The organism is Paracoccus sp. Ld10 (assembly GCF_045064235.1).
Classification (GTDB): domain Bacteria; phylum Pseudomonadota; class Alphaproteobacteria; order Rhodobacterales; family Rhodobacteraceae; genus Paracoccus.
This window is the reverse complement of sequence record NZ_JBISHD010000029.1, coordinates 31793-52568: the sequence shown is the minus strand read 5'-3', so window position 1 is coordinate 52568 and position 20776 is coordinate 31793. Positions and strand designations below refer to the sequence as shown.

Genomic DNA, 20776 nt, shown 5'->3' with positions numbered 1-20776 from the left:
CATGAACGACCTGAACATACGCACCACCGGCCGCGCCGGACGCATCACCCTGACCCGCCCCAAGGCGCTGAACGCCCTGACACATGACATGGCCCGCGCCATCCACGACACGCTGGACACATGGCACGACGATCCCACGATCGCGTTGGTGATCATCGATGCCGACGGCGACCGCGCCTTTTGCGCCGGCGGCGATATCGCTGCGGTCTATCACGCTGGTATCGCAGGCAATCACCGGGTCGGGCGCGACTTTTTCCGCGACGAATACCGCATGAACGCCGCCATTGCCGATTTCCCCAAACCCATCGTGGCCTTCATGCAGGGGTTTGTCATGGGCGGTGGCGTAGGGGTGGGCGGGCACGCCAGCCACCGGATCGTCGGCGACACGACCCGCATCGCCATGCCTGAAAGCGGCATCGGCCTGATCCCCGACGTGGGCGGCACATGGTTGCTGGGCCGCTCGCCGGGCCGGATCGGTGAATACCTGGCCCTGACCGGCGCACGGATGGCGGCGGGCGACGCGATCCATGCAGACTTTGCCGATCTGTACATCCCTGAGGCCGACTGGCCGGGCCTGATCGCCATGCTGGAGGTCAGCGGTGATGCGATGTCGTTGCGTGGTCACCCTGCCCCGGCTGCGACCCTGGACCGGCGCGATCTGTCCGCATTCGGTGGCCGCAATGTGCCTGACATCATCGCGGCTTTGGAACAGCAGGGCGATACCGACGCGCTGGATGCGCTGCGGCGCAACTCTCCACTGTCGATGGCGGCGGGCCTGGCGATGGTTCGGGCGGCCCGCAGTGACGACCGCATGCAGCAGTCCCTGTCGCGGGAATACCGGTTTACCGCCCGCGCCACCGCTGACAGCGATTTCCTGGAGGGCGTGCGGGCCCAGATCATCGACAAGGACCGCAAACCCGCGTGGCACAGCGATGCCTCCGAGGACAAGCTGAACGCCATGCTGGCCCCGCTTGGGGATGACGAACTGCAGTGGGAGAGTGCGGAATGAGGATCGGTTTCATCGGATTGGGCAACATGGGCGCGCCCATGGCCGCCAACCTGGCCGTTGCAGGCCATCAGGTCACGGGCTTTGACACGGCTGCACCCGCGCCTGCCGGGGTGACGCCGGCAACCAGCGCGGCAGAGGCGGTGGCGGGCGCCGATGTCGTCATCACCATGTTGCCAAACGGTCAGATCCTGCGTGCCGTGGCCGATCAGATCATCCCCGCCATGCGCGGTGGCGCGGTGCTGTGCGACTGTTCGACCGTCGACGTGGACAGCGCGCGGGCAGTGGCCGACGCCGCAGACGCCGCCGGGCTGGGCGCGCTGGATGCGCCGGTGTCGGGTGGCACCGGTGGCGCGCAGGCCGGGACGCTGACCTTTATGGTCGGCGGAAGCGAGGCCGATTTCGCCACCGTCCAGCCGCTGTTTTCAGTGATGGGCCAAAAGGCCGTCCATTGCGGCGACAGCGGTGCCGGACAGGCGGCCAAGATCTGCAACAACATGATCCTGGGCGTCACCATGATTGCCACCTGCGAGGCCTTTGCGCTGGCCGACAAGCTGGGGCTGGACCGACAGAAGATGTTCGATGTCGTGTCGACCAGTTCGGGTTACAGCTGGTCGATGAACGCCTATTGCCCGGCGCCGGGCGTCGGTCCGGTCAGCCCGGCGGACAGTGGTTACGCACCCGGATTTGCCGCGGAACTGATGCTCAAGGATCTGGGCCTGTCCCAGCAGGCGGCCGAATCGGTGGGGGCGCAAACACCGATGGGGGCGCTTGCGCATCGGCACTACGATGATTTTGTCACCCGCGAAGACGGGCGTGGCCGGGATTTTTCGGCAATGCTTCCCCGGTTCACGGCGCGCAACGGCTGATTGAAACGAAATCTTAAGCCCTGTCGTGATGAAATGTCGTGGCAAACCGGCGAATGAGGTGCAGCCACGATGGAACGGACCCTGCGGTGCCTGTCGACCGCCCTCATGATCGGCGTATGCGGAATGGGTCCGCAGGGCGTGGCCGCGCAGCAACCCCCGCCCGTCGGCGATGTTCCGGAACCGGACCAGATCCGACGGATTGCCAACCCCGGTATCGTTGGGCTTGGGCCCGACCTTCCGGGCAGCGTGTATGCGGTGGTGTCGGGTTACCTGGTCCGCGTTCATATCGACAGCGGCAAGATCCTGTCCGTTCTGCGCCCCCTGCCCGACCGACCGTAGCATTGTTGCATCGCCATATCGGCCATGTGTCGTGGCGGCGGAACCCTCTGTCACATCCCGGGTTGCCTCTGTGCAACTGATCCGAGGATATGATGACGCCGCTGCACCCCATTGCCGCTGCGGCGGCGGGCGTGATGCTCGGCCTCGCCGCCCTGACAGCTCCGAACACGCCGCAGGTGCGCGGATTGACGGTCATTTCCGGCTGCAACCCGACCTGTTCGGACCTGTCACAGCCCACTCCCACAGTCGGCATGGACATGCCAGAAGATGAGATTCATCACATTACGATGCCGGGGCGTTACGGCCTGTCCCAACCGGCGAATGGGTATGGATACGCGGTGGTCGGCGGCCATCTGGTCAGGATAGATGCGGTGGACGGGCATATCCTGTCCGTGCTGCGCCCTGCGCCACGAATTCTGGACTAGCCGTCCAGCAAGGCGCGTGCGGCCTCGGTTGCGGCATCCGTGACGCGGTCGCCGGACAGCATGCGCGCAATTTCGGCCACGCGCGCGTCCTGAGGCAAGGATGTCACTGTCGACGTCGTCATGCCGTCCGTCACCGATTTCGATACCCGGAAATGAACCGCACCCAAGGCCGCAACCTGTGGCGAATGGGTGATGACCAGGACTTGCGCGCCATCAGCCAGGTTCTGCAGCCGACGTCCGACCGCATCTGCGGTGGCTCCGCCCACACCGCGATCGATTTCGTCAAAGATCATCACCAGAACGTCGTTGCCGCGCGCCAGACAGACCTTGAGCGCCAGCAGGAACCGGGACAGTTCCCCCCCCGAGGCGATCTTGTCCAAGGGGCCGGACGGCGCGCCGGGGTTGGTGGCCACGGTAAAGGCGACCGTGTCACAGCCATCCGGGCCGGGATCTGCGGGGGACACCACGGTGCGGAACACCGCGCGCTCCATTTTGAGGGGGACCAGTTCGGCGGTCACGGCCTGATCCAGCCGACCCGCGGCCATGGTCCGGGCGGTTGTCAGGGCGGCCGCAGCGGTGTCATATGCCGTTTCAGCGTCACGCGCAGCGCGGCGCAGGTCTCCCATCCGCGCCTCGCTTGCGTCCAGACGCTCCAGTCGGTCGCGCAACTGCTGGGCCAAACCCGCAAGCTCATCGGGCAGGATGTCATGCTTGCGCGCCAGCGCCCGCAGCGCGAACAGCCGTTCCTCGGTCGATTCCAGCGCGTGGGGGTCGAAATCCAGCGCGGCAAGGGTGTCCTCGACCCCTCGGGTTGCCTCTCCCAGTTCGATCAGCGCACGCGACAGCGCGGCCAGCGGTGCGTCAAGGCGACCGTCGGCCTGCTCGGACGCGCCCTCCAGCCAGCGCGCGGCATCGACCATAGCGCCTTCGGCGCCATCTCCGGCCAGCATCTGCAGGGCACGGGCCACATCATCGCGGATACGCTCGGCACCCTGCATGGCACGCCGGGCAACGTCCAGGCGCTGTTCTTCGCCGGGCTCGGGGGCCAGCTTGTCCAGTTCGGCCACGGCGTGGCGCAGGAACTCCTCCTCCTGGCGAGCGGCAGCCACTGCGGTTTCGGCATCGGCTAGCGCGCGAGCGGCCTCACGCCGGGCGGCCCATGTCCGGCGGACCGCCGTCATGTCCATCGCGCCGAACGCGTCCAGCAGAGTGCGGTGACCGCGCGGGTTCAGCAACCCGCGGTCGTCATGCTGTCCGTGCAGTTCGACCAGAACCTCGGACAGATTTCGTAGCACCTCGCCCGAGACGCGCCGGTCGTTCACCCAGCCGGTCTTGCGACCTTCCAACCCGTTGACCCGGCGCAGGATCAGTTCGTCGTCGTCGATGGTGATCCCCGCCTCGGCCAGCAGGGCGCGTGCGGGGTGTGACGCCGGCAGGTCGAACACAGCCTGAACCTCGCCCTGCGCAGCACCTTGGCGGACCAGTTCGGCGCGGCTGCGCCATCCCAGAACGAAACCCAAGCAGTCCAGCAGGATCGATTTGCCTGCCCCGGTTTCGCCCGTCAGCACGTTCAGACCGGGGCCGAACGACAGGGCCAGCCGGTCGATCAGCAGCATGTCGCGGATGTCCAGCGATCTCAGCATGGGCCAAGACCCCTGCGCGCGACCAGCATTACAGCCAACGTCCCTGAATGGTCTGGCGATAGACGTTGGTCAGCCAGCTGTCACCCTGCACCTCGGCCGACAGACCACGGCCGCGCAATTGCCGGAACGCATCATCATAAAAAGGCGAGGACTGGAAGTTGTGACCCAGGATCGCACCTGCGGTCTGCGCCTCGTCCAACAGGCCAAGGGCCAGATACGCCTCGACAAGCCGCAGCAAAGCCTCGGGTGTCTGGGTGGTGGTCTGGAATTCCTCGACGACGACACGAAAGCGGTTCACGGATGCGACGTAATGACCCTGTTTCAGGTAATAACGCCCGATCTCCATCTCTTTTGCGGCCAGATGATCAAAGGCCAGGTCAAATTTCAGGATCGAACTGCGGGCATATTCGCTGTCGGGATACTGCTCGATCACTGTCCGCAGGCCCTGCAGCGCCTGGAACGTCAGGCCCTGGTCACGGCCCACGTCGTCGATCTGATCATAGTAGGACAACGCCAACAGGTACTGCGCATAGGCCGCGTCCTCGTCCGTCGGATAAGTGTCCAGAAACCGCTGCGCGGCCCCGCGCGCTTCTTCGTAATTGCCCGCTTTGTGGTTGCCATAAGCCTGCATGATCAACGCACGCTTGGCCCATTCGGAATAAGGGTACAGCCGCTCGATTTCGCTGAAATAGACGACCGCATCCTCGGGATCGCCGCTGTTCTCAAGCTCGAATTCCCCACGCTTGTAGATTTCATCGGCGGTATAGCGGTCCAGATTCTGCTGTTGCGCCGCGTTCCGGTTGCCGCCGCAGCCGGTCAGGACAAAACCCGCCAGCACCGCAGCCACCACCGAAGCCGAGATTTTCGAGCCCGCCATCTTTATCCTGCCCTACGATTTGTCGATGCGCTGTCCGCTTGCGGGCGGCGCTGCCGGGTTCCTCTAGCACAGAACATCAGGGGGCGCAAAATGGCAATCCGTCGATTTCGGCCAAGAACCCGGTGTCGCGCGTTGTCACTCGGCAGCAAAAGATGCCGCAAGTTCAGGACGCGCATAGTTGGCGACCCCTGCACCCGGAAGACGGTTTTCCAGCTCTGGGGTGCACCGCTCCCACGTCCATGCGGTTGGGTCTGCAAACAGCGCCCGCAACAGGCGGTTCGTCATCGCATGGCCCGCACGATGCCCGGTATAGCGCGCCAGCAGTGGCGCACCAGCCAGCGCCAGATCGCCGGTGGCGTCCAGCATCTTGTGGCGCACGGCCTCGTCCGCGTGGCGCAGGCCACCCGGCGACAGCACGCGGCCGCCATCGACCACCACAGCGTTCAGATAGGTGCCCCCAAGGGCCAGACCGTTGCGACGCATCGCCTCGACGTCGGATGCGCGGCAAAAGGTGCGGCTGTCGGCCAGTTCGCGCAAGAACGCGCCGTTGGCCATGTCCAGACGCTTTTCCTGATGACCGATCGCGGCGTCCGTGAAATCGATCTCGAAGTCGATCTCAAGGTGATCGGCAGGCGACAGGCGTGCATAAGCCTCACCCTCGCGCACCTCGACCGTGCGAAGGACACGGATCGCGCGCAATGCGACGGCCTGGCGGGCAATGCCGGTATCCAGAATCGCATCGACGAACGGCGCGGCAGAACCGTCCAGAATCGGAATTTCCGGGCCGTCGACGGTGATCAGCGCATTGTGGATGCCAGTGCCTGCCAGTGCGGCCATCACATGCTCGACAGTCGACAGGGTTACGCCTTTGCCGTTATCCAGCAAGGTGCACAGCTTGGATGGGGTCACGTGATCCCACAGCGCGGGGATGTCGACCGCAGGTGACAAATCTGTCCGACGGAAAACGATACCGTGGCCGGGCTGTGCGGGATGCATGACCAGACGCGCAGGCGCACCGGAGTGAAGCCCAACGCCCTGAAGTATCACGGTGTCTTTCAGCGTCGCCTGCATGGTCTGCCTGCCTTCGGATTCGTCGCGAGGCGATGTTGCCTCGTCTGTCACTCCAGCTAGGTCCGGCGTCAAACGCATTCAATTAACGTTTTGTAACGGGGTGAAACATTCACGCATGCCGTCGCCGGAACACACAGAAAATCTGGATAAGATGCTTGTTTAAAAACGAAAAAGGGCCGCCTCGCAGCGACCCCTCAACCTGTGGATGTGTCGGTTTTGTGATGCTGGTCAGTTAGCCTGACGGCGCAGGAAAGCCGGAATTTCGACATTATCCTTGCCGCTGGTATCCGGGCTGGCCAGATCGTCAAAATCCGTGTCCTGACGCGCACGCACCGCGACACGCTCGTTCACACGCTCTGCGATCGACGAAGCGGCCGGTTTGCCGGCGCCCGGCTGATCGTTGCCGTGGCCTGCCATGCGCTCCAACATCCGGCCAAGGCCGCTCATCCGGCTGTTGGCACCCTGGGCGGGCTGTTGCTGCGGCTGCGCAGGCGCGCGACCGTGGTTGTCCACGGCCCGACGCAGGCGATCCATCACTTCGGGCGCAGGTTGCCCGGCGCGCGGGGATTGCGGCGCACGGGGCGCGACAAATGCCGATGCGTCGTCTTCGATCCGGACAGCGGTCTGACGAGCGTTGTCTTTGGGCTGGTACGCAGGCTGCGGCATGTCCTCATCCGCACGCGTCTCGTGGCGGGGCGCCTCGCTGCGCGGCGTTTCGGCGGCACTGGCGACCGGGGGCGCCACGCGACGCGACGGGATCGCCGGCTGTTCATCGGCCGTTGCTGCGACCTGCGGGTTCTGCGTCAACGGCGCAGCCATGCTGCGGCGGGGCGAGGGAACTTCGGCCACTGCGGCGGCGGCGTCGATACCGGTCGCCACGACCGACACGCGGATCGCTCCGTCCATGTCCGGGTCCAGCGTCGAACCGACAATAATGTTTGCATCGCTGTCGACCTTGTCGCGGATGACATTGGCAGCCTCGTCCAGCTCGAACAGGGTCATGTCATAGCCGCCGGTAATGTTGATCAGCACGCCGCGGGCGCCATTCAGGCTGATCTCGTCCAGTAGCGGGTTGGCGATGGCGCGTTCGGCGGCCTCCTGGGCGCGGTTCTCGCCGGAGGCTTCGCCGGTACCCATCATCGCCTTGCCCATCTCGTCCATCACGGCGCGCACGTCGGCAAAGTCCAGGTTGATCAGGCCAGGCCGAACCATCAGGTCGGTCACACCCTTGACGCCCTGGTACAGCACGTCATCGGCCATCGCAAAGGCCTCGGTGAACGTGGTTTTTTCGTTGGCCAGACGGAACAGGTTCTGGTTGGGAATGATGATCAGCGTGTCCACGACCTTCTGCAGGGCCTCGACGCCCTCCTCGGCCTGGCGCATCCGCTTGGTGCCCTCGAACTGGAACGGCTTGGTCACGACACCGACGGTCAGAATACCCATCTCGCGCGCCGCCTGCGCGATAATCGGCGCGGCGCCGGTACCGGTACCGCCGCCCATTCCGGCGGTGATGAAACACATATGCGCGCCCATCAGGTGATCGACGATATCCTCGATCGTCTCCTCGGCGGCTTTGGCACCGATTGTCGGCTTGGCACCCGCGCCCAACCCTTCGGTGACCTTGGGGCCCATCTGGATACGCGACGTTGCGCTGGACTGCTGCAACGCCTGCGCGTCGGTGTTGGCCACCACGAACTCGACCCCGTCGAGCTGTTTCTGAATCATGTTGTTGACGGCATTGCCACCCGCACCACCGACACCGAAGACGGTGATGCGCGGCTTCAGCTCTTCTTCGTCATTCATCATCAGATTGAGGTTCATGGTGTCCGCCTGTTACCGCTGCTTGCATTGGGGAGGCGGGTGTGCCGCTCGAATCCCATTTCTTGATGGTTACCGTAACAATTCGCGCCAGTTCCGTCACCCGAAAAAGCCGGGCGTTCTGCAAAATCTGGCGGTGCATCCCTTGAAATAGGCGGCATCTTGCCATGTCCTCTGAATATGGTGGGGATCCCCCTACCATGGCACAGGACCAAGCTGTCGCAATCACCAGTTGTTCTTGAACCAGCGATAGGCGCGCCGCAGGCTGCGGGCGGAATAACGGTCGGCGGGCATCTCGAAATCCCACCACTCATCCTGCGGATGGGCCGCGAACAGGGCCAGCCCGACCGCGCTGGAAAAGCTGGGATCGGTCAGCTGATGGGCCAGCCCGTCGATGCGCAGCGGCCTGCCACAGCGGACATTCGGCCCAAGGATACGCGTCGCCAAGCCATCTAGGCCGGGGATCTGGCTGCCACCACCGGTCAGCACGATCTGCTGGCTGGGCATCCAATCGAACCCCGCGGCGTCCAGCACTTCGCGGACATGCTCCAGGATCTCTTCGACGCGGGGGCGCATGACGCCGATCACGTCGGCGCGGCTGACCTGACGGCGATCCGCCTCCCAGTCGCCGGTCTCGCCGCCGACCTCGATCATGTCGCGGTCGTCGCGGCCCGTCGCCTCGACGCCGCCATTGAGTGTCTTCAGTCGCTCTGCAATCGGCAGGGTGACGCGCAACCCTTGCGCGATGTCCTGGGTGATCAGGTTGCCGCCGATCAGCACGTGATCCGAAAAGATCATATGCTTTTTGACAAAGATCGACACACCGGTGCCACCGCCCCCGAAATCGACGCAGGCCGCGCCCAGCTCCTGTTCGTCCTCGACCAGCGATGCACGCGCCGAGGCATAGGGTGCGGACGCGATCCCCGCCAGCTCCAGATCGCACCGCCGGATGCATTGCACCAGGTTGCCGACGCAATCGCCGTCGACCGTCAGAACATGCATGTCGCAGAACAGCTTGTTGCCCAGATGATCGCGTGGATCGGCCAGGTTGCTGCGGTTGTCGACGGCGAAATTCACCGGCTGCGCATGCAGGACCTCGCGGCCGCGGCCGAAATCGGGGGCATCGCAGGCGGCCAGCACCGATGCCACGTCATGTTCGCCGACCTTGCCCGATTCCAGCACGATCTCTCCGGCCAGGCCATAGGACGCGGGGCGCCCGCCCGACAGGCAGGCGATGACGTGATCGACGCGCACGCCCGCCACCTTTTGCGCGGCGGCGACCACGGTGCGGATGGCGCGTTCGGTTTCCGCCATCGTCTCGATCTCGCCGCGGCGCATGCCGCGTGACCGGGTCGAGGCCGCGCCGATCACGCGGAAATTCACCTGCCCCGCCATGGGGCCGACGCCGTCCGTCTCGCGGAATGTGCCGTTGCCGTCGATCCGCAGGACCAGACAGGCGATCTTGGACGTGCCGATGTCCAGGATGCCGATCACGCCCCGCTGCAGGGCCGCCCGGCGGATGTTTCGCATCGCGCGCTGCGTCTGATACAAGTCCGCCATTCCTCAGCCCTCCGTCTTGTCGTCATCGGGCAGCACGCTGCCATCGGGTGCCAGCAGCGGCAGGTCGCGCGCCGTCCGGATCGTGTTGCGCGCGTCGATCCCCAACCGCAGGACCGGCCGCGTCGGGTCGCGCAGATCGACGATGTCGATGTCGCGGCCCAGCATGTCCTCGGCCCGGTCCATCGCGATGGCGGCCTCCAGCGCGATCACCGCACCGGTTTCGGGCAACAGGATGCGCTGGCCGTGATCCAACACCAGGTCCCACCGCCGTTCGCCGCGCCGCACGAGGCCCCTCACGCGCGGCAGGATCGGGCCGGCCGCGTCGAACAGCGCCAGCGCCTCGGTCGTGGCCAGATCGGCACCCTCTCCGGTGATCAGCGGCAGGTCGGAGCGCACTTCGCGAGAGGTCAGGCTGGCCACGCGGTGACCGCCCTGATCCAGCATGTCGATGCCACGCGCGTGCCGCCACAGGATCGCCGGTTCGCGCTCTGTGACCACCGCCGACAGGATGCCGCCCGGTTTGATCCGCAGATCGATGGATTCGACCGCATCCAATTGCAAAACCTGCAGGCGCAGCGCCGCAAGGTCGATGTCAAAGCTGGATGCCGGCAGGTCCACCGGCAGCATCGCCCGCAGCGCGCGGTCGACCACCGGGGTCGCACCCTCGATCGTCATGATGCGGACCTGAAATTCGTCGCGGCTTTGTACCTTGGTCACCGCGCTGGCGACCGTGCCTGTTAGGGCCGCGCGCCGATCCTCGTCAGCCAGCCACAGCCCGGCGACCATCGCGATGGCAAAGGCGGGCAGACCCACACGCAGCACCCGACGATACAGCGGCGTCAGCCACATCCGCTCCAGACGATACTTCAGACGCGATGGTGCGGGGTCGCGGCGCTGCCGCGCGGGCGGTGGCGTGATCTGCTTGCCGGGGCGGTGATCGATCACGACCGGCACAGCGCGTCCTCCACCATCCAGCGCATCAGCGCGGGAAAGTCGATGCCGGCATGGGCCGCCTGTTCGGGCGCCAGACTGGTCGGCGTCATGCCGGGCTGGGTGTTCACCTCCAGGATGATCAACCCGTCAAGTCCACGCGCCTCGTCCCACCGGAAATCGGTCCGCGTCAGGCCGGTACACCCCAACGCGCGATGCGCGCGGACGGCCATCTCCAGGCAGGCGGCGCGGATGTCGTCGGGGATGTCCGCGGGGATCACGTGGCGCGACCCGCCCACGGTGTATTTCGCGGCGTAATCGTACCAGCCACTGGTCAGGATCTCTGTCACGTCCAGGGCGCGGTCGCCCATCACCGTGGTCGTCAACTCGCGTCCGGGCGCATAGGTCTCGACCATCACGCGGTCGGGCATGTCCGACGACAGCGCAGGCGGCTGATCGGTGCCGTCATGGACGATATAGACGCCGACGGATGAGCCTTCGTCATTGGGTTTGACCACATAGGGGGGCGGAATGACGTGGCGCAGGCGCACCTCGGCCGCGTCGGCGATCACGCTTTCCACGACCGGCAGGCCGGCTGTGCGGAACGCCTGCTTCGCGCGGGTCTTGTCCATCGCCAGCGCCGATGCCAGCACGCCCGAATGGGTGTAAGGCAGGTCCAGCCAATCCAGCAGACCCTGGACGCAGCCATCCTCTCCCCATCGGCCATGCAGGGCGTTGAACACGACATCGGGGGACGCATCGGCCAGACGGCGGACGATCTCGTCCCCGCGCGCGGTGCCAAGATCGATCTCGGTCACCTGATATCCTGCCACCCGCAGCGCATCCGCGCATTCGCGCCCCGACGACAGCGACACCTGGCGTTCAGCCGAGGGTCCGCCCATCAGAACAGCGACCGAGTGGACTGTCCTGCTCGACCTGCCCGCCACTTTTCGCCTTTCGTGCCCGGTTGATCCGGGCTTGATCTGGTCCGCGCTCCCTTTAACGGGGGCGTCATGTCGCCACAGGATACGCGCAAAGCGCGAACCACAAAAGCTGAATTTCAGCTGTGCGCGCGGAATGTTGCTGGGCTGGCGTCAGTCCGCGTCGGGACCGGGTTCACCGACGCGGATGACCTCCCATTGCAGGTCGTGACCGCTTTCCTCCAGCACGCGGCGACGGACCAGTTCGCCCAGTGCCTCCAGCTCGGCGGCGGTGGCGCCACCGGTGTTCAGCAAGAAATTGGGGTGCTTTTCGGACATCTGCGCGCCGCCCCAGCTGTGACCGCGCAGGCCGGCCCGGTCGATCAGCGACCATGCCTTCAGATCGTGCACATCGTCCGCCTGACCCGTCGAACTGAAGCCTGCCGGGTTGCGAAACGTCGATCCGGCGCTGCGTTCGCGTGTCGGCTGGCTCTCGTCGCGGCGGGCCAGCTGGTCAGCCATCCGGGCGTGCAGGCGGTCGGGGTCACCGCGGCTGGCACGCAACCGGGCGCTGGTGATGACCCAATCGGCGGGCAGATGCGTCTCGCGATAGCCGAAGTGCAGGTCGGCCGGCGTCAGCGTGATACGCGCCCCCTGCCGCGTTACAGCCTGTGCGTCGATCAGATGATCGGCCACATAGCTGCCATAGCAGCCCGCGTTCATGCGTACGGCACCGCCGATACTGCCGGGAATGGTGCGCAAGAACGTCAGGTCCAGCCCCGATTCCGCCGCGCGTCGGGCCACCTGCGCATCCAGCGCGGCGGCACCGGCGACAGCGGTGTCCCCGTCGATCTCGACGCTGTTGAATGCCCGGCCAAGGCGGATCACGACGCCGCGGATACCACCGTCCCGCACGATCAGATTGCTGCCAACGCCCATCGGAAAAACCGGAACCGCAGGGTCCAGCGCGGACAGGAAATCGGCCAGGTCGTCGTCGTCCGCAGGTTGGAACAGCCAGTCGGCAGGGCCGCCGACACGCAACCACGTCAGGCCGTCAAGGGTTCTGTCAGGGATCAGGCTGCCGCGGGGGGTGGGAAGGTCGATGCTCATGGCGACGGGTGGTATCCAGCCGCGCCCCCCCCGTCAACCACGGGGCTATAGGATCAGCGTCGCCGCCACTGCCAGCCCTGCGGTCACCATTGCGGCCAGCGTCAGCAGCAAGTGTAGGCTGCGCCACGCCAGGTGATGCCCGCGAACCCGTGCCACGCACAGGCCCATCACAGCGCCCAGCAACGCCGGCAGGACGGTGAAACTCTGGGCGACGACGGCCGCCAGATCGTGAAAGCCCCCCTGCCCCTGCGCCGCCAGAAAAAGCTGTATTGCGATTGCCGCCAACAGGGCCGACAGCACCAACAGCGGCCAACGCAGGTTCAGACGCGCGCTGCCCCAGGCTATGACACCGGCGCCGGACAGGCACAGGGCCGCAACAAGCCATGGGTTCATCGCTGTCCTTCGGGCGTGTTCATCGGGGCGGACGCGGGCACCGGCGGGACAGGACGCCGCGCGGTCGGGCGGGTCAGCAACATCAGCAGGCCCATGCCAAAGCCCAGGACACCCAGTCCGGGCCCCCATTCCAGCGTCAACCACCCCAGAACAGGCACCCCGGCCAGCACCAGCGCCCGACTGGCACGGCGCTGTCCGCGGCGCTGCAGGCGCGGCGTCAGGCAGGACAGCGCCAGCCAGACGACAGCCACCACAAGGGCCAGCAGCGGCATGATCGCCGGGTCGGGGGTTCTTGTCACGCGGCCTCGCCCAGCAATCGCGCCGGCAGCGCGTTGGCCCAGGTCGAGATCGTGCCCGCGCCCAGACAGACAACCATATCGCCGGGCCGCCCCTGTTCACGAACCAGTCGGACCAGGTCATCCTCGGACAGGATGGCGCGGGCGTGGCGGTGGCCATGCGCGATCAGCCCGGCCACCAGATCATCGCGCGAGGCGCCGGGAATGGGTTCCTCACCGGCCGAATAGACGTCGGCGATGGCCACCACGTCGGCCTCGTTGAAGCAGGTGCAGAAATCCTCGAACAGGCTCGACAGGCGCGAATAACGGTGCGGCTGATGAACCGCGATGACGCGGCCGCTGCTGGCCTGACGCGCGGCCTTCAGGACGGCGGCGATCTCCACGGGGTGGTGGCCGTAATCGTCGATGATCGTCACGCCGTTGATTTCGCCCACGCGGGTAAAGCGGCGGCCCACGCCGCCGAATTTCGCCAGCGCCTCGCGGATCTCGGATTTCTTGATGCCAAGATGGCGCGCCACGGCCACGGCGGCCAGACAGTTCGACACGTTGTGATCGCCCGGCATCGGCAGGGTACAGCCCTCGATCATCGGGATCGGGCCGTCGGTCGCCTCGCCCTGCAGGGCAATGTCGAAATGCGCGATGCCCTTGGCATAGGTCAGGTTCACCGCACGCACGTCGGCCTGCGCATTGAACCCGAATGTCACCACGCGCCGATCGGTCAGACGCCCGACCAGGGCCTGAACCTCGGGGTGGTCGGTGCAGCAGACTGCCAGCCCGTAGAACGGCACCGACGACGCGAATTTTGTGAACGCCTGGCGCAGCGCATCAAAGCTGCCCCAATGCTCCATGTGCTCGGGGTCGATATTGGTGACGATGGCGATGTCGGCGGGCAGCCTGTTGAAGCTGCCGTCGGATTCGTCGGCCTCGACCACCATCCATTCGCCCGCACCGGCCCGCGCATTCGACCCATAGGCGTGGATGACGCCGCCATTGATCACGGTCGGGTCCAGCCCACCCGCGTCCAGCAGCGTGGCGACCATCGTGGTCGTCGTCGTCTTGCCATGCGTGCCCGCGATGGCGATGTTCGATTTCAGGCGCATCAGTTCGGCCAGCATCTCGGCGCGGCGCACGATGGGCAGGCCGCGCAGGCGGGCCTCTTCCAGTTCGGGGTTGCCCTTCTTGATCGCGGTCGAGATGACGATGACGCCTGCGCCGGCCACGTTTTCGGCGCTCTGGCCCTCGAAGACGGTGGCGCCCAGGGTCTCCAGCCGGTCGGTGATCTTGGATTTCTTGGAATCGCTGCCCTGGACGCGATAGCCCAGGGTCAGCAGCACCTCGGCGATGCCCGACATGCCGATGCCGCCGATGCCCACGAAATGGATGGGGCCCAGCTCTCCGGGCAGTTTCGTCGCTGCGTTCATCGGGTGATCTCCTCGACAAGGTCGTACAGGCGGCGCGCCGCGTCGGGGCGCGCCAAGGTCAGGGCCGCCTGCGCCATGGCCGTGGCCTGGGCGGGGTCCGTCAGGATCGCGCGGATGTCGCGCGTGAGGCTGTCCGCGTCAAGCACGGATTCAGGATGGACATGCGCCGCACCGGCATCGGCCAGCGCCTGCGCATTCGCGGTCTGGTGATCGCCGGTGGCGGCGGCAAAGGGGATCAGGATCGCCGGGCGACCAATCACGGTGATGTCGGCCAGCGACGATGCGCCCGACCGGCTGACCACCAGATGGGCGGCGTCGATGCGGTCCGGGACGTCGGTAAAAAAGGGCTGCACCTCGGCCGCGATGCCGGCTGCGGCATAGGCGGCGGTGACGTGGTCGGCATCCTCGGGGCGAGCCTGATGGCTGACCTGCAGGCGCGTGCGCAGCTCCACAGGCAGCGCGGCGATGGCCGCGGGCACCACCTGTGACAGGACGCGCGCGCCTTGGCTGCCGCCGATGACTAGCATGCTCAGTGGACCCGCACCCGGCGCCTGATAGGGGCTAGCGGCATGGTCCAGCACGGCGGCGCGGACCGGGTTGCCGACATGCTGGCCCGCGATGCCCTGCGGCAGGATGGTGGGCCAGGTGCCGCAGGCGATGCGGTGCACGCGCGCCGCGAACAGCCGGTTGACACGACCCATGACGCCGTTCTGTTCGTGGATCATCCGCGGCAGGCCCAGCAGATGCGCCGCCGACAGCGCCGGAATGGTCGGATAGCCGCCAAAGCCGATCACGACCGACGGGCGGTCGCGCCTGAAGGCCCGGCGGGCAGCCAGGACCCCTGCAGCGATCGTGAACGGCGCCACCAGCTTGCCCGACAGACCGCCGCGCGCCGTGGTAGCGGACCGCACGACCTGGCGTTCGACAGCCGCCGGAAAGCCCCCGGCATAGCGCGCGCCGCGGTCGTCGGTGGACAGCTTGACCCGCCATCCCCGGTCCAGCAGAAGTTCGGCCAATGCCTGGGCCGGAAACATGTGGCCGCCGGTGCCTCCGGCGGCGATCAGTGCAAGGGGTGCGGTCATCAGCGGCCTCGGCGCAGGATTTCGGCGAACTCGCCCTGTGGGCGGGTGCGGGTCAACGCCAGCAGCATGCCGACCGCGATTCCTGATGCGATCAGCGACGAGCCGCCATAGCTGACAAAGGGCAGCGTCATCCCCTTGGCGGGCAGCAGACGCACCGCGACGCCCATATTGATCAGCGCCTGAACGCCAAAGGCGCAGGCCAGCCCCGTGCCCGCAATGCGCGCGAACGGATCGCGTTCCCGCACCAGCCGCAAGAGCGAGCGCATGACGATGGTCATGTACAGAATGATGATGGCCAGCACCATGATGAAGCCATACTCTTCGGCCGCGACGGCGATGATGAAGTCGGTATGCGCATCCGGCAGCGACCATTTCACCGTCCCCTCACCCACGCCGACGCCGAAGAAACGGCCTTCCTGAATGGCGTTGGTGGCGAAATAGATTTGGGTGTTGGCGTCGATTTCGGACGACAGAAAGCTGTTGATCCGGCGGGCAAAGTGTTCCGAGGCGTTGTAGGCGAACAACCCGCCCATGCCGGCCAGCCCCGCGACACCCACAATCAGAATGACCGGCGATCCGGCGACGAAGTACATGACCAGCCAGGAAAACAGCACCAGCGATGCCTGTCCAAAGTCTGGCTGCAATGCCAGCAGGATGACGATGGTCATGGCCGCGCCAAAGGAATAGGCGCGCCCCGGGGGACCGCCCGGTTCCTGTGCCGAGGCCATGAACCATGCACAAAGCGCCACGAAGCCCGGTTTCAGAAACTCTGACGGCTGGATCGAGACAAAGCCGAGGGAGAGCCACCGCGTCGCGCCCTTGCCGAAATCGGTGCCGATGACCGGCAGCGCCAGGATCAACAGGAAGGACACGGCAAAGCCCAGAACGCCGATACGGCGGATCTGGCGTGGGTTCAGCATCGAGATGACCAGCATCACGAACAGGCCCATCGACCCGAACACCATCTGCCGCTGGACATAATAGAACCGCGGCAGGTTGTTCTTTTCCGCCAGGGGCACCGACGCGGCCAGCCCCAGCAACAGGCCGATGGCGAACAGGCCAAGGACACAGGTCAACGACCACTTGTCCAGGGTCCGCCACCAGCGTGGAAGAATCGGATCGCCCGCCCGAACGGGCGTCGTGCCGAAGACCATCTCGGTCATGGGAATACCGCCGTCACTGCCTCTGTCTTGTCCGGTTTTCCCGGATCTGCCGCCAAGGATAGCGCGATTGTCGCAGACGCGCTACCACAGATTGAGCCTGAACGGGGGGCCATGCCGGAACGTGAAGGCAGTGCGCGTCAGCCCAGTGTGGCAAGCGCCGGGAATGTCTCTAGCAGCCAGAAGCTGAAGGCCGAAAATGCGCCTGTCAAAAGCATGACCCCCACGATGACCAGCAATGCACCCATGACCCGTTCGATCGTCTTGAGGTAGGGTTTGACGCGGTTCATCAGACCGATGGCCCGGTTGATGAAGATTGCGGCCAACAGGAACGGGATCCCCAGCCCAAGCGCGTAAATTGCCAGCAGACCGGTCCCGCGCGACAGTTCCCCGCCGGTGGCGGCCAGCGACAGGATCATGCCCAGTTGCGGGCCGATGCACGGCGTCCAGCCAAACGCAAAGGCAAGGCCCAGCACATAGGCACCTGTCGCGCCACCGCCCTGTTGGCCGGACTGCATCCGCGCCTCGTGGTCCAGAATGGGGATGCGGATGATGTGCAGGAAATGCAGGCCCATCACCACGACCATGAAACCGGCGGCGCGCGCCAGCATGTCCTGGTACTGCAGGAAGGCCCGCCCAAAGGCGGAGGCCGCGAACCCCATGACCAGAAAGACCGTCGACAGGCCCATCACGAAGAACAGCGCGGGCACGACGGCGCTGCGTTCGCGGGTCTTTAACCCGTTCACCCCAACGCCGGTCATATAGGCCAGATAGGGCGGCACGATCGGCAGGACGCAGGGCGACAGAAACGACAGGAAACCCGCCAGCAACGCCACAAAGGCGGCGGGCAGGAAGGCGGCGGTGGCAAGTTCGATTCCCAACATTGCGGCACCTTAGCGGTTGGCGATGCAAAGAACAGGGGTCACCGCGTCACGGATGCGTGGGCCGGGTGGTAAAAAGGGGCGCGGTGTTGGCACCACGCCCCTTTCGTGTTGCAGCCTTTAGCGGCCGGCCCACCAACCGCGGCGCTTGGTCGGCGCGGCGGGTTCGGACAGGGCCTCGACCTGCGGCTCCGCCTGAACGGGTGCAGCCGCGGTTTCGACCAGCGCCTCTGCCACCGCTTCGGCGGGGACCGGGGCGGCGTTCAGACCGGGCAGCGCGTCTGCGCGGGCATCCTGGCTGTCCTGCAGGTCGACGACATCGGCCAACGGTTGAGCATCGACGGGCTTTCTGGACCGCGACCGACCGCGCGAACGGCTTCGGGTGCGGCCCGACGCGGCCTCTCCCTCGGCTTGCGGTGCATTGGCCTCGCCCTGATCGGCAGCGACGGGTTCCGCGGAGGGTGCTGCTGCGTCATCGTCGGACTGGTCCTCTCCGTCGTCGTCCTGGTCGTCGTCGGCGCGCAGATCCTCGCCCTCGGGGCGGTCGCCGGATTTGCGGCGACGACGACGGCGGCGGCGGCGCGAACGGCCCTCACAATCGGCGTCGGGATCGGCCGGACGCTCGGCGCGCGGCTCGGTTTCGGGTGCCTCGGCGACCTCGACCGCGGGTTCGTCCTGCGGCTCGGCCACGACCGTATCGTCTTCTTCGTCGATGCTGGCCATCAGGTCGGCATTGACGCCCAGGGGCACATGGCTTGGTTCGGGCAGCACGCGGGTCGCGGTCTTGAACTTCTCGATCGCAAAGTCTGGCGACACCAGCGCCGGGTCGGCCTCGACCCGGACGGACAGGCCGTAACGGGCCTCGATCCCCGCGACATGCTCGCGTTTCGCGTTCATCAGGAAGTTGGCGACGGCGACAGGCGCCTTGACCAGAACCTCACGCGAGCGCTTGCGCGTTCCCTCGTCCTCGATCGCGCGCAGGATGGTCAGCGCCAGGCTGTCATCGCTGCGGATCAGGCCGGTGCCGTGGCAATGCGCACAGGGCTGCGTGGTCGATTCCAACATGCCGGGACGCAGACGCTGGCGCGACATCTCCATCAGGCCAAAGCCCGAGATACGACCGATCTGGATGCGGGCGCGGTCGGACTTCAGCTTGTCCTTGATGCGCTTTTCCACGGCGGCGTTGTTGCGACGCTCGTCCATATCGATAAAGTCGATGACGATCAGCCCGGCCAGATCGCGCAGACGCAGCTGGCGGGCAACCTCGTCGGCAGCCTCCAGGTTGGTCTTGAGCGCGGTCTCCTCGATCGAGCCTTCCTTGGTGGCCCGGCCAGAGTTGACGTCGACGGCGACCAGCGCCTCGGTGATGCCGATGACGATATAGCCGCCCGATTTCAGCTGTACGACCGGGTTGAACATGCCCGCCAGATAGCTCTCGACCTGGAAACGCGCAAACAGCGGCATCTGGTCCTGGTAATGCTTCACGCTGTCGGAATGCGTCGGCATGATCATCTGCATGAAGTCGCGCGCAGCCTGATAGCCGCGCTCGCCCTCGACCAGGACCTCGTCGATGTCCTTGGAATACAGGTCGCGGATGTTGCGCTTGATCAGGTCGCCTTCCTCATAGATGGCGGCCGGCGCGATCGACTTGAACGTCAGGTCGCGGATCTGCTCCCACAGGCGCAGCAGGTATTCGTAATCGCGACGGATCTCCAGACGGGTGCGTTCGCTGCCCGCGGTACGGATGATCAGGCCAGCACCCTTGGGCACATCAAGTTCGCCCGCGATGTCCTTGAGTTTCTTGCGATCCGCGGCATTGGTGATCTTGCGGCTGATGCCGCCGCCACGCGCGGTGTTGGGCATCAGGACGCAGTAACGACCGGGCAGCGACAGGTACGTGGTCAGCGCCGCACCCTTGTTGCCACGCTCTTCCTTGACGACCTGGACCAGCATGATCTGGCGGACCTTGACGACCTCCTGGATCTTATAGCGACGGGCACGCGGCTTGCGCGGCGCGCGGACCTCCTCGGTCACGTCCTCGTCGGCGACCGATTCGATCTCGTCGTCCTTGTCGGTGGCGTCCTGGGCCGCATCGTCGGTCGTCGTCTCGTCGGACTGTTCGACCGCCTCGGCGCGGGGCTTGCGGCGCGAACGGCCACGCTCCTCCTCGGCCTCCTGGGCCTCGGCATCGGCGCGTTCCTCGGCCTTCAGGGCCTCGCGGTCGGCCGCGGGGATCTGATAATAATCCGGGTGGATTTCCGCAAAGGCCAGAAAGCCGTGACGATTTCCGCCGTAATCGACAAAGGCCGCCTGCAGCGAGGGTTCGACCCGCGTGATCTTGGCCAGATAGATGTTCCCGGCGATCTGGCGCCGGTTGGCTGTCTCGAAATCAAATTCCTCGACTTTGGTTCCATCGACCACGACCACCCGAGTTTCCTCGGCATGAGTGGCGTCGATCAGCATTTTCATTGCCATTGTTGTGTCTTTCGCGCAGCCAAAGACCGGGCGGCGCCAATGGCATCCCCCGGTTCGGTCTGCGGTGTGATATGGACACGGGCGCGTCACCGTCGAAGACGTCCGGTCCGACGGGGCATCTTGCCCGCCCGTCCCGAAGTCTGCCGTCCAAAGCGCGCGTCATCGCGTCTGTTCCCTAGGATGGCCCGATGCCGCAAGGCGGGGCCGCTGTTCATCTGACCTCCTGCGCCGTCCCGCAAAGCGGTGGCGCGGCGGAGGCTTGGTTTTCCGCGGGACACATGGCTGCCCGGATATCGGGATCAGAGGTGCCGCGCTGCGAAACTGTCGGCGCGTGGCAACCCCCGGTTGCGGGCGGCCATGCGCGTGATGCCAACATAGCGGGGAAACCCACCAAAATTCAATGCCGAAAACGATCCCGGACCGGCATGGGCGTTTTTACGGCAACCGCGCACTGTCACGCAGCATTAACAGATTTTTCACGCGACCGTCGCACCCTGCCC

Annotated in this window: 19 protein-coding genes; 4 read left to right on the top strand and 15 right to left on the bottom strand. The window is 65.9% G+C overall.

The genetic code is table 11. The features are described from left to right. Window position 1: 1 nt before the first annotated feature. The 4 genes from ACJJVR_RS11865 (at window position 2) to ACJJVR_RS11850 (ending at window position 2639) form a co-directional block, all read left to right on the top strand. Window positions 2-1009 (top strand): enoyl-CoA hydratase/isomerase family protein, encoded by a 1008-nt coding sequence (locus ACJJVR_RS11865; RefSeq protein WP_405404808.1) that lies wholly within the window; start codon window positions 2-4, stop codon window positions 1007-1009. Then, window positions 1006-1875, top strand: coding sequence for a 3-hydroxyisobutyrate dehydrogenase (mmsB, locus tag ACJJVR_RS11860; protein ID WP_405404807.1), 870 nt, complete (start codon window positions 1006-1008; stop codon window positions 1873-1875). The genes ACJJVR_RS11865 and mmsB overlap by 4 nt, the downstream gene beginning before the upstream one ends. Before the next feature lie 69 nt (window positions 1876-1944). Beyond that, complete coding sequence (locus ACJJVR_RS11855) at window positions 1945-2214, top strand: hypothetical protein (RefSeq protein WP_405404805.1); 270 nt, start codon at window positions 1945-1947, stop codon at window positions 2212-2214. Between the two features lie 89 nt (window positions 2215-2303). Continuing rightward, entirely contained in the window at window positions 2304-2639 is a 336-nt protein-coding gene (locus ACJJVR_RS11850; RefSeq protein WP_405404803.1) for a hypothetical protein, read from the top strand. Here ACJJVR_RS11850 and recN read toward each other — a convergent pair. From recN to ACJJVR_RS11775, 15 genes are all read right to left on the bottom strand, one after another. Further along, window positions 2636-4282 (bottom strand): DNA repair protein RecN, encoded by a 1647-nt coding sequence (gene recN / locus ACJJVR_RS11845; RefSeq protein WP_405404802.1) that lies wholly within the window; start codon window positions 4280-4282, stop codon window positions 2636-2638. The genes ACJJVR_RS11850 and recN overlap by 4 nt on opposite strands. A 28-nt stretch (window positions 4283-4310) precedes the next feature. Further along, window positions 4311-5159 (bottom strand): outer membrane protein assembly factor BamD, encoded by an 849-nt coding sequence (locus tag ACJJVR_RS11840; RefSeq protein WP_405404801.1) that lies wholly within the window; start codon window positions 5157-5159, stop codon window positions 4311-4313. 135 nt (window positions 5160-5294) lie between these two features. After that, the gene (gene lpxC / locus ACJJVR_RS11835) at window positions 5295-6230 is read right to left on the bottom strand and encodes a UDP-3-O-acyl-N-acetylglucosamine deacetylase (protein WP_405404849.1); all 936 of its coding nucleotides are present in this window, start codon (window positions 6228-6230) and stop codon (window positions 5295-5297) included. A 228-nt stretch (window positions 6231-6458) separates the two neighbouring features. Next, on the bottom strand, window positions 6459-8051 hold the full coding sequence (gene ftsZ / locus ACJJVR_RS11830) for a cell division protein FtsZ (protein WP_405404799.1): 1593 nt from the start codon (window positions 8049-8051) through the stop codon (window positions 6459-6461). 222 nt (window positions 8052-8273) lie between these two features. After that, window positions 8274-9608, bottom strand: a complete 1335-nt coding sequence (gene ftsA / locus ACJJVR_RS11825) for a cell division protein FtsA (RefSeq protein ID WP_405404798.1) — start codon at window positions 9606-9608, stop codon at window positions 8274-8276. Window positions 9609-9611: 3 nt separating this feature from the next. Beyond that, the gene (locus ACJJVR_RS11820) at window positions 9612-10562 is read right to left on the bottom strand and encodes a cell division protein FtsQ/DivIB (RefSeq protein ID WP_405404797.1); all 951 of its coding nucleotides are present in this window, start codon (window positions 10560-10562) and stop codon (window positions 9612-9614) included. Next, a complete protein-coding gene (locus ACJJVR_RS11815; protein WP_405404794.1) occupies window positions 10550-11440 on the bottom strand; it encodes a D-alanine--D-alanine ligase in 891 nt (296 codons plus the stop codon). Before ACJJVR_RS11815 ends, ACJJVR_RS11820 begins: the two co-directional genes overlap by 13 nt. Before the next feature lie 192 nt (window positions 11441-11632). Next, a complete protein-coding gene (murB, locus tag ACJJVR_RS11810; protein ID WP_405404792.1) occupies window positions 11633-12568 on the bottom strand; it encodes a UDP-N-acetylmuramate dehydrogenase in 936 nt (311 codons plus the stop codon). A gap of 45 nt (window positions 12569-12613) precedes the next feature. Next, window positions 12614-12961 carry a hypothetical protein gene (locus tag ACJJVR_RS11805; protein WP_405404790.1) on the bottom strand — a complete coding sequence of 116 codons (348 nt, stop codon included), beginning with the start codon at window positions 12959-12961 and terminating at the stop codon, window positions 12614-12616. Then, window positions 12958-13260, bottom strand: coding sequence for a DUF2484 family protein (locus ACJJVR_RS11800; RefSeq protein ID WP_405404789.1), 303 nt, complete (start codon window positions 13258-13260; stop codon window positions 12958-12960). Before ACJJVR_RS11800 ends, ACJJVR_RS11805 begins: the two co-directional genes overlap by 4 nt. Then, the gene (gene murC, locus ACJJVR_RS11795; protein WP_405404787.1) at window positions 13257-14678 is read right to left on the bottom strand and encodes a UDP-N-acetylmuramate--L-alanine ligase; all 1422 of its coding nucleotides are present in this window, start codon (window positions 14676-14678) and stop codon (window positions 13257-13259) included. Before murC ends, ACJJVR_RS11800 begins: the two co-directional genes overlap by 4 nt. Further along, window positions 14675-15760, bottom strand: coding sequence for a UDP-N-acetylglucosamine--N-acetylmuramyl-(pentapeptide) pyrophosphoryl-undecaprenol N-acetylglucosamine transferase (locus tag ACJJVR_RS11790; protein ID WP_405404786.1), 1086 nt, complete (start codon window positions 15758-15760; stop codon window positions 14675-14677). Before ACJJVR_RS11790 ends, murC begins: the two co-directional genes overlap by 4 nt. Continuing rightward, window positions 15760-16923, bottom strand: coding sequence for a putative lipid II flippase FtsW (gene ftsW, locus ACJJVR_RS11785; RefSeq protein ID WP_405404784.1), 1164 nt, complete (start codon window positions 16921-16923; stop codon window positions 15760-15762). The genes ACJJVR_RS11790 and ftsW overlap by 1 nt, the downstream gene beginning before the upstream one ends. A gap of 137 nt (window positions 16924-17060) precedes the next feature. After that, window positions 17061-17804 carry a cytochrome c biogenesis CcdA family protein gene (locus ACJJVR_RS11780; RefSeq protein WP_405404782.1) on the bottom strand — a complete coding sequence of 248 codons (744 nt, stop codon included), beginning with the start codon at window positions 17802-17804 and terminating at the stop codon, window positions 17061-17063. 117 nt (window positions 17805-17921) lie between these two features. Then, window positions 17922-20276, bottom strand: a complete 2355-nt coding sequence (locus tag ACJJVR_RS11775) for an Rne/Rng family ribonuclease (RefSeq protein ID WP_405404780.1) — start codon at window positions 20274-20276, stop codon at window positions 17922-17924. Between the last annotated feature and the right edge of the window lie 500 nt (window positions 20277-20776).

Bases quoted from the DNA above. Each gene is read 5' to 3' on its own strand.
- mmsB (WP_405404807.1), top strand. From the start codon at position 1,006: ATGAGGATCGGTTTCATCGGATTGGGCAACATGGGCGCGCCCATGGCC.
- murC (WP_405404787.1), bottom strand. From the start codon at position 14,678: ATGAACGCAGCGACGAAACTGCCCGGAGAGCTGGGCCCCATCCATTTC.
- ACJJVR_RS11805 (WP_405404790.1), bottom strand. From the start codon at position 12,961: ATGAACCCATGGCTTGTTGCGGCCCTGTGCCTGTCCGGCGCCGGTGTC.
- lpxC (WP_405404849.1), bottom strand. From the start codon at position 6,230: ATGCAGGCGACGCTGAAAGACACCGTGATACTTCAGGGCGTTGGGCTT.
- recN (WP_405404802.1), bottom strand. From the start codon at position 4,282: ATGCTGAGATCGCTGGACATCCGCGACATGCTGCTGATCGACCGGCTG.
- murB (WP_405404792.1), bottom strand. From the start codon at position 12,568: ATGAGCATCGACCTTCCCACCCCCCGCGGCAGCCTGATCCCTGACAGA.
- ACJJVR_RS11855 (WP_405404805.1), top strand. From the start codon at position 1,945: ATGGAACGGACCCTGCGGTGCCTGTCGACCGCCCTCATGATCGGCGTA.
- ACJJVR_RS11850 (WP_405404803.1), top strand. From the start codon at position 2,304: ATGATGACGCCGCTGCACCCCATTGCCGCTGCGGCGGCGGGCGTGATG.
- ftsW (WP_405404784.1), bottom strand. From the start codon at position 16,923: ATGACCGAGATGGTCTTCGGCACGACGCCCGTTCGGGCGGGCGATCCG.
- ACJJVR_RS11815 (WP_405404794.1), bottom strand. From the start codon at position 11,440: ATGGGCGGACCCTCGGCTGAACGCCAGGTGTCGCTGTCGTCGGGGCGC.
- ftsA (WP_405404798.1), bottom strand. From the start codon at position 9,608: ATGGCGGACTTGTATCAGACGCAGCGCGCGATGCGAAACATCCGCCGG.
- ACJJVR_RS11865 (WP_405404808.1), top strand. From the start codon at position 2: ATGAACGACCTGAACATACGCACCACCGGCCGCGCCGGACGCATCACC.
- ACJJVR_RS11840 (WP_405404801.1), bottom strand. From the start codon at position 5,159: ATGGCGGGCTCGAAAATCTCGGCTTCGGTGGTGGCTGCGGTGCTGGCG.
- ACJJVR_RS11775 (WP_405404780.1), bottom strand. From the start codon at position 20,276: ATGGCAATGAAAATGCTGATCGACGCCACTCATGCCGAGGAAACTCGG.
- ACJJVR_RS11790 (WP_405404786.1), bottom strand. From the start codon at position 15,760: ATGACCGCACCCCTTGCACTGATCGCCGCCGGAGGCACCGGCGGCCAC.
- ACJJVR_RS11780 (WP_405404782.1), bottom strand. From the start codon at position 17,804: ATGTTGGGAATCGAACTTGCCACCGCCGCCTTCCTGCCCGCCGCCTTT.
- ftsZ (WP_405404799.1), bottom strand. From the start codon at position 8,051: ATGAACCTCAATCTGATGATGAATGACGAAGAAGAGCTGAAGCCGCGC.